Here is a 14,195-nt window from a genome sequence, read left to right on the forward strand (position 1 = left end):
TCGAACACCCCTTTGGCAAAGTGACCGGTCTGCCAGGGGGAGGCTCCCGATCGAGCCCACGGCCGCGTCCCAACGGAATCCAACATGCGTCTGACCACCATCAAGCTGGCGGGATTCAAGTCCTTCGTGGACCCGACCACGCTGCACCTGCCCACCAACATGACCGGCGTCGTGGGGCCCAACGGGTGCGGCAAGTCGAACATCATCGACGCCATCCGCTGGGTGATGGGCGAGTCGGCGGCCAGCCGCCTGCGCGGCGATTCGCTCACCGACGTCATCTTTTCGGGCTCCAGTGCCCGCAAGCCGGTGGGCCAGGCCGCCGTCGAGCTGATCTTCGACAACGGTGACGGCACCATCCAGGGCGAATACGCCAGCTTCGCCGAGATTTCGGTCAAGCGCCTGGTGAGCCGCGACGGCCAGTCGTCCTATTTTCTCAACGGCGCGCGCTGCCGCCGCCGCGACATCACCGATCTTTTCCTGGGCACCGGCCTGGGGCCGCGCTCCTACTCGATCATTGAGCAGGGCATGATCAGCCAGATCATCGAGGCGGCGCCCGAAGAGTTGCGCACCCACCTGGAAGAGGCCGCCGGCATCTCCAAGTACAAGGAGCGCCGCAAGGAGACCGAGAGCCGGATCAAGGCCACGCGGGAAAACCTCGACCGCGTGCGTGACGTCCGCGACGAAGTCGACAAGCAGCTCGATCACCTCAACCGGCAGGCCCGCGCCGCCGAGCGATGGAAGGCCTTCAAGGAAGAACAGACCCGTCGCGAAGCCGAACTGCGCGCCCTGGAATACCGAACGCTCGACCGCCAGCGGCAGGGCGAGGGCTCCGGCCTGCGTGAAGCCGAACTGGAGATCGAAAAGCACACCGCGGCGCAGCGCCAGGTGGAGGCCCAGCTCGAGAGCGTGCGCGAGCGGCACCAGGGCGCCAGCGAGCACCTGAACCAGGTGCAGGCCGAGGTCTACAAGGTCGGTTCCGAAATCGCTCGCGTCGAGCAGCAGGTGCGCCACAGCCGCGACCTCGCCGAGCGGCTGGCCCGGGCGCGCGCCGAAACCGAGCGGGAACACGACGAGCTCCAGGGCCACATCCACACCGACCGCGAGCAGGTCGAGGCGTTGCGCATGGCGCTCGCCGAGGGCGAGCCGAAGCTGGAGGCCCTGCAGCAGATCCAGGACGACACCGGCGAGGCCCAGCGAGCCACCGAGTCGCGCCTGGCCGACTGGCAGCAGCGCTGGGACACCCATACCCGCGGCGCGTCCGAGTCCACGCGCGCCGCCGAAGTGGAGCGCACCAAGCTGGCTTACCTCGACCGCCAGGCGGTCGACCTGGCCCGTCGCCGGGAAACCCTCGAAACCGAACAGCGTGCCACCGACGTCGCCGCGCTCGATGCCGCCGCCGAACAGCTCGACATCGAACACGAAACCCAGCGCGAGCGCGTGGAACAACTAGGCACCGTGCTCGACCAGCACAAGGTCGCCTACGAGCGCGTGCTCGACGAAGAGCGGCAAGTACAGTCGTCGCTGAACGACGCGCGCCAGCAACTGCAGACCGCCCGGGGCCGCCAGGCCTCGCTCGAAGCCCTGCAGACCGCCGCCCTCGGACAGGATGAATCGGCGGCCACCGGCTGGCTCAAGCGGCTTGGCCTCGATGGCGCGCGTCGCCTCGGCGAGTCGCTCCAGGTGGATGCCGGTTACGAATCGGCGGTGGAAACCGTGCTGGCCGGCCTGCTCGACGGCGTGCTGGTCGACGCGCCGGTCGCGCTGGCACCCGAATTCGACGGGCTGGGCCAGGCCGACGTTGCCCTGTTCGCCGCCGCGTCAGGCGCCCCGGGGGCGCCGGGCACGCTGGCGGCCCATGTGCGCGGTCCCGCCGCGGCCATGGCGCTGCTCGGCCAGGTGTTCGTCGCCGATTCGGTGGACGCCGCCGCGTCGCGGGTCGCGTCGCTGACGGAACACCAGTCGGTCATCACCCGTGACGGCGCGTGGATGGGGCCCGGTTGGGCCCGCGTGCTGCGAGCCCAGGGCAATCAGGTCGGCGTGCTTGCCCGCGAGCGCGACATCCGCCAGCTCACCGAGCAGATCCAGATCCTCGAAGCGACGATCGAGGAAGGCACCGACACGCTCGAAACCCTGCGTGCGCGCAAGTTCGAGACCGAACGCCAGCGCGATGATGCCCAGCGGGAGCTGTATGCGGCGCATCGCCGGCTTTCCGAACTCGCCGGCCAGTTGCAGAGCCAGCGCGGCAAGATGGAAACCGCGCGCGCCCGTGCGGAGAAGATCGGCGGCGAACTTTCCACCCTCATCGAGCAGCTCGACGAACTCGAGGGCCAGACGCGCGAGGCGCGTGCGCGCCTGGACGAGGCCGTCGGCCACATGGGCGATCGCGAGGACGAACGTCGCGAACTGGAAAACGAACGCCGCGAGCTGCTTGAGGCGCGCGAAGAAGCGCGCATGAACGCCCGCGAGGCGGCCGACCAGGCCCACCAGCTTGAACTGAGCATGAGCTCCAAGCGCGCCGCGTTGACCTCGCTGGAACAGGCCCTGGCACGCCTGGACGCGCAACTGCGCCAGGTGACCGCCCGCCGCGAAGACATCGACGCGCAGCTGGCGGCGGGTTCGGACCCCATCGCCGAACTCGAGGCCGAACGGCAGACCTACCTCGACCAGCGCCTGCTGGTCGATCGCCAACTGGTCGACGCGCGCCGGGCGCTGGAGGATTGCGACGCCGAATTCCGCCGGCTGGAGCAGGAGCGACAGCGCATCGAGCACGTGATGAACCAGGTGCGCGAAAGCGTCTCGGAAAAACGCCTCGCCGCCCAGGCCTTGCACTTGCGTGCCGAGCAGCTGGCCCAGGCCATCGCGGCCTCCGGCCTCGAGCTCGATGCCCTCCTGGGCGAACTGGCCGAGGATGCCGAGCCCGCGCACTGGCAGCAGCAGCTCACCGACCTGGCGCAGAAGATCGCCCGCCTGGAGCCGGTAAACCTCGCGGCCATCCAGGAGCATGCCGAGCAGTCGCAGCGCAAGGAATACCTCGACTCGCAGCTCACCGACCTGGGCGCCGCGCTGGAGACCCTCGAAGGCGCGATCAAGAAGATCGATCGCGAAACGCGCCAGCGCTTCAAAGAGACCTTCGATCGCGTCAACGCGGGCGTGCAGGAGCTCTTCCCGCGCCTGTTCGGGGGCGGCCACGCCTACCTCGAACTGACCGGCGACGACCTGCTCGACACCGGCGTCTCGATCATGGCGCGCCCTCCCGGCAAGCGCGTGTCGAACATCACGCTGCTCTCCGGCGGCGAGAAGGCGCTCACGGCCGTATCACTCGTGTTCGCTATCTTCGGGCTCAATCCCGCGCCGTTCTGCCTGCTCGACGAGGTGGACGCCCCCCTGGACGAAGCCAATGTCGGACGGTTCTCCGCCATGGTGCGCGAGATGAGCGAGAAGGTGCAGTTCATTTTCGTCAGCCACAACAAAGCCACCATGGAGGCCGCGCACCAGCTGTGTGGCGTTACCATGCGCGAACCGGGCGTCTCGCGCCTCGTCCAGGTCGACCTGGCCGAAGCGTCCAAGCTCGCCGGCGTCGCCTAGCACTACCCAAGGAATCCCGCACCATGACCCCTGCGATCGGCCTCGCCTGGAATCCGGCAGTCGGCATCCCGATGCTCTTCGTCGGCATCGTCATCCTCGTGCTGCTGTGGCTCTTCGGCCAGCCCCGCAAAGAGCAAGGGCGGCGCAAACCGGCGCCGGAGCAGCCGGAGCGCTCGCGCGAACGGCGCGAACCGGTCTTCGCCGACGAGGAAGGCGAGGCGCCGTTGGACGACCGCGCCGACGACACGCTCGACCCGTTGTTCAATCCGTCGCCGAAGCAGGCCGAACTCGACGTCGACCTGCGCGCGGAGCTCGAGCGCCTTGGCGCGTCGCTCGCCGGCGAGCGCACCGCGTCGGCGGCGCCGATGTTGCCGGAGGAGCCGCTGCCGCCGAGGCACGCGCAGCGCCGGGAGCCCAGTCTCGACCTCGACCTGCCGTTCGATCTCGACGAGCCGGTCTCCGCGGCACCCGCACCGGCGCCTGCTCGGCCTTCCGCGCCCGCTCCCGCGCCGCCGCCCGCCCCTAAGGCACCGCCGCGCTCCGACCTGGGCCGCCGGCCGAACACGCCGGTCGACCGCATCGTCACGCTCTACGTCGTGTCCCGCGAGGGCATGAAGTTCAGCGGCGCCGATCTCGTCGTGGCCGCCGAGAAGGTGGGCCTGGAGTTCGGCGACATGGGCATCTATCACCGACTGGTGGACGGCCATCCCGAGAAGGGGCCGATCTTCAGCGTCGCCAACCTGGTCAAGCCCGGCAACTTCGACATGTCGCGCGTCAGCGCCATGCAGACGCCGGGGCTCTCGTTCTTCATGGCGCTGCCGGGCCCGATCAACGCGCTCGACGCGTGGGATGCCATGCTGCCGACCGCCCAGCGGCTGGCCGAGTTGCTCGACGGCCTTGTGCTCGACGAGGAACGCAACGCGCTCGGCCGTCAGCGGGTCGCCCACATCCGCGACGAACTGCGCGGCTGGGACCGCGGGCACGAGGGCGAAGAAGTCACCTTCGGTCCCTGACGTGTATACGCCGCGCGCATTCGTCGAGAGTCGGCTATCCGTGTTGCACGCGGCGATGCGCGAGATCGCCTTCGGCGCGCTGGTGACGGCAGGCGAGGGCGGCATCGAGGCCACGCACCTGCCGTTCGTTCTCGCGCCGCAAGAGGGCCCCCTGGGCACGCTCTACGCGCACGTGGCGCGGGTCAACGATCATGTCGTTCGCCACGCGGGCGAAGCGCTGGCGATGTTCGCCGGTCCGCACGCCTACATCTCGCCCAACGGCTATCCGGGCAAATCCGTTCACGGCCGTGAAGTGCCGACCTGGAACTACATCGCCGTGCACGCCTACGGGGTGCCCGAGACATTCACTGATCCGGGGTCGTTGCTCGATCTGCTCGACCGGCTCACCCGGCAGAGCGAGCAGGCCACGGCGCAGACGCCGCCGTGGCAGGTCGCGGACGCCCCGACCGACTACGTCGCCTCGATGCTCGGTGCGATCGTCGGTATCCGGCTGCCCATCGCACGCATCGAGGGCAAGTGGAAGCTGGGCCAGAACCGCAGCGTCGACGATCGCCTGGGCGCCGCCGAGTGGCTCGCGCGACGGCGCGACGACGACGCGCAGGCGATCGCTCGCGCGATGATGTCGACGACCGCCCCGTAGCGCCGCTCACAGGGCGCACGCGCGCGCTCGCGACAGCATGTTGCGGCGTTGAATTCACATTCCCGCAACACCCCGATGCGTCACTGTGGCGGCTCCCCCGCGTGCCCGGGTGTTGGCATGGTGCATACATCCCGCCCGGCATGCTTGTGTCCACTCCCCAAGGAACACGAGTCACATGTCGGCAAGCATGCGTGCGCCCTTTTGCATCTATTACCTGCATCCTTTGCAGGCCGGTCCGATGACGGGGTGGAGCGCGTGGATCGATCACGCCGCGTCGCTCGGTTTCCGTCAGCTCCTCGCCGCACCGCCGTTCGCGCCATCGCAGGCGGGCGATGTGTTCGTCACGCGGGATTTCGACACCCTTCATCCTGCCTTGCAGGCCGATGGCGACGCGACGACCCGGCTCGCCCATATCGCCAAGGCGTGCCGTGCGCGACAGATCGGCTTCTGGCTTGACCTCGCCCTGGACGAACTCGCCTCCGACGCCACCATCCGTGTCGAACATCCGGAATGGTTTCGGGCGGTCGCGACCGAACACGGCACGCCGGATCCGCGCTGGACACCGGCCGAATCCGAAAGCGCACGCTGGCGTTTCAACGATCCCCAGGTGGCCGACGCCGCGGGGCAGTGGTGGATCGACCGCTTGCGCCGCTGGACGGCGGCCGGCGTTGAAGGTTTTCGCATCGTCCATCCGCAGCGCCTAGGCGCCACGGCCTGGAAGCACCTGATCGACGCGGTGAGGGTGGATGCGCCCGATGTCGCCTTCGTCGCGTGGACGCCCGGTTGCACGCCGGACGACCTGCTTGCGCTGCGCGGCGCCGGTTTCGACGCGGTGGTCAATAGCGCGGCATGGTGGGATTTCCAGTCGCCGTGGTTCGCCGAGGAAGCGCGTCGCCTCGAGGCCATCGCGCCGGTGATGGCCTGCGTCGAAGCGCCGTTCGATCGTCGGCTGGGCGATGAACTGGGCGAAGAGAACCAGATGGACCATGCCTATGGCCGGGCCATTGCCTTCGCCGCCACCGCCCCGGCGGGCTGGCTCATGCCGATGGGATTCGAATACGCGGTGCATGAGGCACTCGACCCGCGCCGCGGTACGCCGTCGACGCCCGCGCAGCTCAAGACGAGCGCATTGCTCGACCTCAGCGAGGTGGTGGCAGCGGCCAACCGGCGCGTCGGCGACCACATGCCCGGTTCGCCGGTGCTGTCGTGCCACGCGGGCGTCGCCACGCTGCTGACGGTGGACGGTCCCGATCCACGCACGGCGGTTCGCGCCACGCTGACCCTGGTCAACGCCTCGCTTGATCGCGACGCCCGGGTGGAAGCGGCTGACGGGCTCATGGGTGCGGCAAGCCACTTCTCGCCATGGCTCGCGTCCGACGGCCGCAAGGTGTTCGACCAGGGCGACGCGGCGGTGTTGCCCCCCGGGGGCGTGCTCACGCTGACCGGTACGCCGTCGCTACCGGTCACCCGCAAGCTGGGCACCACGGTGCGCAAGGAGGCCTTGCAGGCCGCGACGGCGTCGCCCCGCGTGGTGATCGAGGCCGTCGAGCCGACCGTAGACGCCGGACGCTTTCCCGCCAAGCGCATCGTCGGCCAGGCGATCGAGGTGACGGCCGATATCTTCATGGATGGGCACGAGGTGCTCGCCGCGCGTCTCGCCTACCGCGCGCAGGACGACAAGACCTGGCGCGAGGTACCGATGGCGCCGGTCAACAACGACATCCACGCCGCCCGCTTCACGCCGACGCGCATCGGCCGCCATGAATTCCGCATCGAGGCATGGCACGACCGCTTCGGCAGCTACCACCACGAACTGGAGGTGAAGCACGCCGCCGGCGTGGACGTGACGCTCGAACTCGAAGAAGGTCGCCTCATGGTCGAAGCCCGGGCCCGGGACGCGTCGGGCCCGAAAGCCAAGGCCCTGCGCCAGCTGGCCGCAGCGGTCTCGAAAGCCGAGGGCGAGGCACGCGTGGAGCGCCTGCTCGCCGCCGACACCGTCGAGCTGATGCTGGCCACCGATCCGCGCCGCCGCTCGACGGTGACCGACACGTTCATCGTCGAGGTGGATCGTCGCGAGGCGACGTTCGCGAGCTGGTATGAGTTGTTCCCCCGTTCGATGACGGACGATCCCCGCAAGCACGGCACGTTCCGCAACACCATCGCCCGCCTGCCGGCGATTCGCGACATGGGCTTCGACGTGCTGTATTTCCCGCCGATCCATCCGATCGGCAAGGCATTCCGCAAGGGCCCCAACAACACGCTGACGCCGGGGCCGGACGATCCGGGCAGCCCGTACGCCATCGGGTCGCCCGACGGCGGCCACGAGGCCATCCATCCGCAGTTGGGAACGCTCGACGACTTCCGCGCGCTGCGCGATGCCGCCCATGACCACGGCCTGGAGCTGGCCCTGGACTTCGCCATCCAGTGTTCGCCCGATCATCCGTGGCTCAAGGAGCACCCGGAATGGTTCGACTGGCGACCGGACGGCAGCATCAAGTACGCTGAAAACCCGCCCAAGAAATACCAGGACATCGTCAACGTCGACTTCTACGCCGACGGCGCGGTGCCGTCGTTGTGGCAGGCACTTTGCGACGCGGTGCTGTTCTGGGCGGCCGAGGGCGTGCGTACGTTCCGCGTGGACAACCCACATACCAAGCCGTTCCCGTTCTGGGAGTGGATGATCGCGCGGGTCCGCTCGTCGTATCCCGACGCGTTGTTCCTATCCGAAGCGTTTACCCGGCCCAAGCCGATGTACCGGTTGGCCAAGGTCGGTTTCAGTCAGTCGTATACCTATTTCACCTGGCGCAACTCCAAGCAAGAATTCGTCGATTACCTCACCGAACTGACGACGACCGCGCCGAAGGATTTCTTCCGCCCGAACTTCTTCGTCAACACGCCCGACATCAATCCGTACTTCCTGCAGACCTCGGGCCGCACGGGATTCCTTATCCGCACGGCGCTGGCGACGACGTTGTCGGGGCTGTGGGGCATGTATTCCGGCTTCGAGATATGCGAATCGGCACCGATGCCCGGCAAGGAGGAGTACCTGGATTCGGAGAAGTACGAAATCCGCGTGCGCGACTTCGACGCCCCGGGCAACATCGTGCCCGAGATCACCCAGCTCAATCACATCCGTCGCGCGCATCCGGCCTTGCAGACACACCTCGGCGTGCGCTTCCTGCCCGCTAGCAACGACCAGGTGCTGTTCTTCGAAAAGCGTGCCGGCGACGACCTCGTGCTCGTGGCGATCAGCATGGATCCCCACAACGCCCAGTCGGCCGACCTTACCCTTCCGCTGGACGAATGGGGCCTGGCATGGGATGCCTCGCTCGATGTCCGCGATCTTCTCACCCCCCGATCCGTCGCCTGGCGCGGCGCGACGCAGAACGTCTGGCTCGGTCTCGACCGGCCCTACGCGATCTGGCATGTACGGTTACCCGGAGTCTGACCCATGGCAACACGCGGCAAGGCAAAGAAGCGCGAGACGGCGCCGGATTTTTCCAGCGATCCGCTGTGGTACAAGGACGCGATCATCTATCAGGTGCACCTGAAGTCGTACTTCGACGCGAACGACGATGGCGTGGGTGATTTCCAGGGCCTGATCGAAAAACTCGATTACATCGCCGACCTCGGCGTGAACACGCTATGGTTGCTGCCTTTCTATCCCAGCCCGCGTCGCGATGACGGCTATGACATCGCCGAATACAAGGCGGTGCACGAGGATTACGGCAAGCTTGCCGACGCCAAGCGGTTCATCGCCGAAGCGCATCGCCGCGGGCTGCGAGTGATCACCGAACTGGTTATCAACCACACGTCGGACCAACACCCGTGGTTCCAGCGGGCGCGCCACGCGAAGAAGGGCTCGGCCGCGCGCAATTTCTACGTGTGGTCGGATACCGACCAGGCGTACGACGGCACGCGCATCATCTTCCTCGATACCGAGAAGTCGAACTGGACGTGGGATCCGGTCGCCGGCCAGTACTTCTGGCATCGCTTCTTCTCCCACCAGCCCGACCTTAACTTCGATAACCCGGCGGTGCTCAAGGCGGTCATGGACGTGATGCGCTTCTGGCTCGACATGGGCGTGGACGGCCTGCGCCTGGACGCCGTGCCGTATCTCATCGAGCGCGAAGGCACCAACAACGAAAACCTGCCCGAGACGCACCAGATCCTCAAGCTGATGCGCGCGGAGATCGACCAGCACTACCCCGACCGCATGCTGCTGGCCGAGGCCAACCAGTGGCCGGAAGACACGCAGGACTACTTCGGCAACGGCGACGAATGCCACATGGCGTTCCACTTTCCGTTGATGCCGCGCATGTACATGGCCATCGCGCGCGAGGACCGTTTCCCGATCACCGACATCATGCGGCAGACCCCGGCGATCCCGGAAAACTGCCAGTGGGCGATCTTCCTGCGCAACCACGACGAACTGACGCTGGAGATGGTCACCGACAACGAGCGCGATTACCTGTGGCAGACCTACGCCGCGGATCGTCGGGCCCGTATCAACCTCGGCATTCGCCGTCGCCTCGCTCCGCTGCTCGAGCGCGACCGGCGGCGCATCGAGTTGATGAACGCGTTGCTGCTTACCATGCCCGGCACGCCGGTGCTCTATTACGGCGACGAAATCGGCATGGGCGACAACATCCATCTGGGCGATCGCGACGGCGTGCGCACCCCGATGCAGTGGTCGGTGGACCGCAACGGTGGTTTTTCGCGTGCCGATCCCGCCAGCCTCGTACTGCCGCCGATCATGGACCCGCTCTACGGCTTCCAGGCGATCAATGTCGAAGCCCAGCAGCGCGATCCGCACTCGCTGCTCAACTGGACGCGACGCATGCTCGCCGTGCGCAAGCGCTACAAGGCGTTCGGCCGCGGCGGGCTGAAGTTTCTCTACCCGGGCAATCGCAAGGTGCTCGCCTACCTGCGCGAGTTCGGCGACGAGCACGTGCTGTGCGTGGCGAACATGTCGCGTACCCTCCAGGCGGTGGAACTGGATCTGGCCGCGTTCGACGGCCAGGTGCCGGTGGAAATCGTCGGTGGCACCTCCTTCCCGCCGGTGGGGCAGTTGCCTTACCTGATGACCGTGCCGCCGTATGGGTTCTACGCGTTCCAGCTGCTGCCCAACGCGCAGATGCCCGACTGGCATGAAATGCCCGCCGAACCGATGCCTGATTACGAGACCCTGGTGCTGCGCGGCGACCTCGTGGAAGGCCCGGTCATGGAGCACCATCGCGGCGTCATCGAGAAGCAGGTGTTGCCCACGTACCTTTCCGTACGTCGCTGGTTCGCGTCGAAGGACCGTGGCATCGACGGCGTGAAGGTCGTCAACGCGGTGCCCTGGCCCGACCGCGGCGACGACCTGATCTTCACCGAGATCGAGGCGACGCTCGCCGACGGCGGCAAGGAGCGCTACAGCCTGCCCGTGGGCATCGTGTGGGAAGATGAATCGCCCAACGCCCGTCAGCAGCAGGTCACGCTGGCCCGCGTCCGCCGCGGTCGCCGCATCGGCATTCTCACCGATGGCTTCGCCCTCGATGCCTTCGTCAACGGGTTCATCACCGGCCTGCGTGACCACGTGGCGTTGAAGAACGGCAACACCGTCATCCGCTTCGAGACCACCGCGGCCTTCGACGGCGTGGTCTTCGATCCGTCGGTCGAGAACCGCTGGCTGTCGTCGGAACAATCCAACAGTTCGCTGATCGTGCACGACGCGGGCGTCATCAAGTTGTTCCGGCGCCTCGCTCCGGGCATCAACCCGGAAGTGGAGATGGGTCGTTTCCTCACCGACAACGGCTACGCCAACACGGCGCCCCTGATGGGCGAAGTGGTACGCGTGGGCGAGAACGGCGAGCGCACCACGCTGGCGGTGCTGCAGGGGTTCCTGCGCAACCAGGGCGACGCGTGGCGCTGGACGCTCGACTTCCTGCGCCGCAGCTACGACGAATACAGCCACGCCGCCGATGCCGTTCGACGGAACGAGATCGAAGCCGGTTACGACGCGTTCGCGCGCGCCGTGGGCACGCGCCTGGGCGAGCTGCACGCGGTGCTCGCCAGGCCGACGGACATCGCGGCGTTCTCGCCCGAGACGGTGTCCGGCCAGGCGACGCAGGCCTGGCGCGATGGCGTGCGCGCGCAGGTTGGCCGCGCCTTGCTGGCGGTGGACAGCACGCAGGGCATGGACGAGGCGCTGGCCGCCGACGTCGAGGCGTTGCGCGGCCTGGCCGGATCGCTCGAAGACCACGTCGGCAAGCTGGCCAGGGCGGGCGAGGGCACGCTTGCGACCCGCACGCACGGCGACTTCCACCTGGGCCAGATCCTGGTCGTGCAGGACGACGCGTACATCATCGACTTCGAAGGCGAACCTGCCCGGTCGCTTGAGGAGCGGCGCGGCAAGCACACGCCGTTGCGCGACGTCGCCGGTTTCCTGCGCTCGATCGATTACGCCGCCGCCATGGCCCGTCGTGGCGAGGACGGCCTGGCGCCGGTGGAAGACCCCGGATTTAGCGAGTACCTCACGCGCTTCCGTGAGCGCGCCTCCCGGGTGTTCGTCGAGGCCTATCGCAAGGTACTCCACGACGCACCCGTGCGCTGGGTGTCCGACGAGGCCTTCATGCCGCTGCTTGAACTGTTTGTGATCGAAAAAGCCGCCTACGAGATCGCCTATGAGGCGGCTAACCGGCCTGGTTGGCTCGACGTGCCGCTGCGTGGACTGCTCCACGCCGCGAAGGGCGAAGCGCCCGTGACGCTGAAGGAGGCCACGTGATCGATCCGGTGCTTTATGGACTGAACGACCCCGCCGCCATCGACGCGCTCGTCGAAGGTCGGCACGGCGATCCGTTTGCCCTTCTCGGGCCGCACCCTGTCCACGGGCGCCGGATCATCCGCACGCTCCAACCCGGTGCGGAGGGCGTCGAGGTGATCGATGCCCAGGGCCAGACGCTTGCCGTCCTCGACCGCGTGCACCCGAATGGGCTGTTCGCGGGCGCCGTCGAGGCCGACGGCGCCTACCGCCTGCGCGTGCGCTGGCCGGGCGCCCTGCACGAAACGCACGATCCCTACGCCTTCGGTATGCTGCTCGCCGACGATGACCTGCGACGTTTTTCAGATGGGATGGACGTGGCGCTGTTCCGCTGGCTCGGCGCCCATCCGGTCACGGTCGACGGCGTGCACGGTGTTCGCTTCGCCGTGTGGGCACCGAATGCGCAGCGCGTCAGCGTGGTCGGCGACTTCGATAGCTGGGACGGCCGTCGCCACCCGATGCGCAAACGCGCACCGTCGGGCGTGTGGGAGCTCTTCGTCCCCGGACTGCTGCCCGGCGCGCGCTACAAGTACGAGGTGTGGGGTGCGGACGGCTCGCTGACCCAGCGTGCCGATCCGGTCGCGCTCGCGGCAGAACTGCCGCCGGCCACGGCATCGATCGTGGCCGATCCCCAGGCGTTCCGTTGGACGGACGACGAGTGGATGCGGCATCGCGGCGCGCGCCATCATGCCGGTTCGCCCCTGTCCATCTACGAATTGCACGCGGGCTCGTGGTTGCGCGGCGCGGATGGCAAGGAGTTGCACTGGGACGACCTCGGCGAGCGATTGATCCCCTACGTCGCCGGCATGGGCTTCACCCACGTGGAGCTGCTGCCGATCTCCGAGCATCCGTTCGGCGGCTCCTGGGGCTACCAGCCGCTGGGGCAGTTCGCGCCGACGTCGCGCTTCGGCACGCCGGAAGCGTTCGCCCGTTTCGTCGATCGCTGCCACGAAGCCGGCGTGGGCGTGATCGTGGACTGGGTGCCCGCCCACTTTCCCACCGACATCCATGGCCTGGCGCACTTCGACGGTACGGCGCTCTACGAGCACGCCGACCCGCGCGAAGGGTTCCACCAGGACTGGAACACGCTGATCTACAACCTTGGTCGCAACGAGGTATCGGCGTACCTGACCGCCAGCGCGCTGGCGTGGCTGGAGCGATTCCACGTCGACGGCCTGCGCGTGGATGCTGTGGCCTCCATGCTTTATCGCGACTACTCGCGCAAGGCCGGCGAATGGGTGCCCAACGTCCACGGCGGGCGCGAGAACCTCGAATCGATCGCTTTCCTGCGCCGCGTGAACGCCCTTGTCGCCGAGCGCCACCCCGATTGCATGACCATCGCCGAAGAATCCACCGCATGGCCAGGCGTGACCCGGCCGGTGAGCGAGGGCGGCCTCGGCTTTACCTTAAAGTGGAACATGGGCTGGATGCACGATTCGCTCCAGTACATGTCGCGCGACCCCATCCATCGACGCTGGCACCACGGCGAGATGACCTTCAGCATGGTCTACGCCTACTCCGAGAACTACGTGCTGCCGCTCTCGCACGACGAAGTGGTGCACGGCAAGCGGTCGCTGCTGGGTCGCATGCCGGGCGACGAATGGCAGCGTTTCGCCAACCTGCGCGCCTACTACGGCTTCATGTGGGCGCATCCCGGCAAGAAGTTGCTATTCACCGGTGGCGAAATCGCCCAGCCGCACGAGTGGAACCACGACGCGCAGATCGCCTGGGAGCTGCTGGATCACCCGTTGCACCTGGGCGTGCAGAAGCTGGTGCGCGATCTCAACCGGCTCTACGCGAGTACGCCCGCGATGCACGCGCTCGACACCGACCCGCGTGGCTTCCGCTGGGTGATCGGCGACGGCGCGGAGCAGAGCGTGTTTGCCTGGCTGCGCTTCGCCGACGGGAGTCGCCCCGCGCTGGTCGTCAGCAACATGACGCCGGCGCCGCACCACGGCTTCCGCCTTGGCGTGCCGGAGGCCGGGCGCTGGCGTGAGGCCCTCAACTCCGATGCCACCGATTACGGCGGCTCGGGCGTGGGCAACGAAGGGGCGCGCCACACGCAGGCGGTGCCGTCCCACGGTTTCGACCAATCGCTGGTGCTGAGCCTTCCACCCCTGTCCACGGTGATCTTCGTCGCCGACTGAAAAGA

6 protein-coding genes are annotated in these 14,195 nt (G+C 67.7%); all 6 read left to right on the forward strand.

Translation table 11 applies throughout. The features are described from left to right. The first annotated feature begins 84 nt into the window (after positions 1-84). The 6 genes from smc to glgB all read left to right on the forward strand — a co-directional run bounded on the left by smc (position 85) and on the right by glgB (position 14,190). Positions 85-3,585, forward strand: coding sequence for a chromosome segregation protein SMC (gene smc, locus PI246_RS03975; RefSeq protein WP_320549988.1), 3,501 nt, complete (start codon positions 85-87; stop codon positions 3,583-3,585). Positions 3,586-3,656: 71 nt separating this feature from the next. Then, a complete protein-coding gene (zipA, locus tag PI246_RS03980; protein ID WP_320550245.1) occupies positions 3,657-4,598 on the forward strand; it encodes a cell division protein ZipA in 942 nt (313 codons plus the stop codon). A 1-nt stretch (position 4,599) separates the two neighbouring features. After that, positions 4,600-5,238: an FMN-binding negative transcriptional regulator gene (locus PI246_RS03985; RefSeq protein WP_320549989.1), complete on the forward strand. Its 639-nt coding sequence runs from the start codon at positions 4,600-4,602 to the stop codon at positions 5,236-5,238. 175 nt (positions 5,239-5,413) lie between these two features. Continuing rightward, entirely contained in the window at positions 5,414-8,686 is a 3,273-nt protein-coding gene (locus PI246_RS03990; RefSeq protein ID WP_320549990.1) for a maltotransferase domain-containing protein, read from the forward strand. Between the two features lie 3 nt (positions 8,687-8,689). Then, entirely contained in the window at positions 8,690-12,007 is a 3,318-nt protein-coding gene (treS, locus tag PI246_RS03995; RefSeq protein ID WP_320549991.1) for a maltose alpha-D-glucosyltransferase, read from the forward strand. Then, positions 12,004-14,190: a 1,4-alpha-glucan branching protein GlgB gene (gene glgB / locus PI246_RS04000; protein WP_407069768.1), complete on the forward strand. Its 2,187-nt coding sequence runs from the start codon at positions 12,004-12,006 to the stop codon at positions 14,188-14,190. Before treS ends, glgB begins: the two co-directional genes overlap by 4 nt. Positions 14,191-14,195 lie beyond the last annotated feature (5 nt).

Source organism: Luteibacter sahnii, from assembly GCF_034063545.1.
Taxonomy (GTDB): domain Bacteria; phylum Pseudomonadota; class Gammaproteobacteria; order Xanthomonadales; family Rhodanobacteraceae; genus Luteibacter; species Luteibacter sahnii.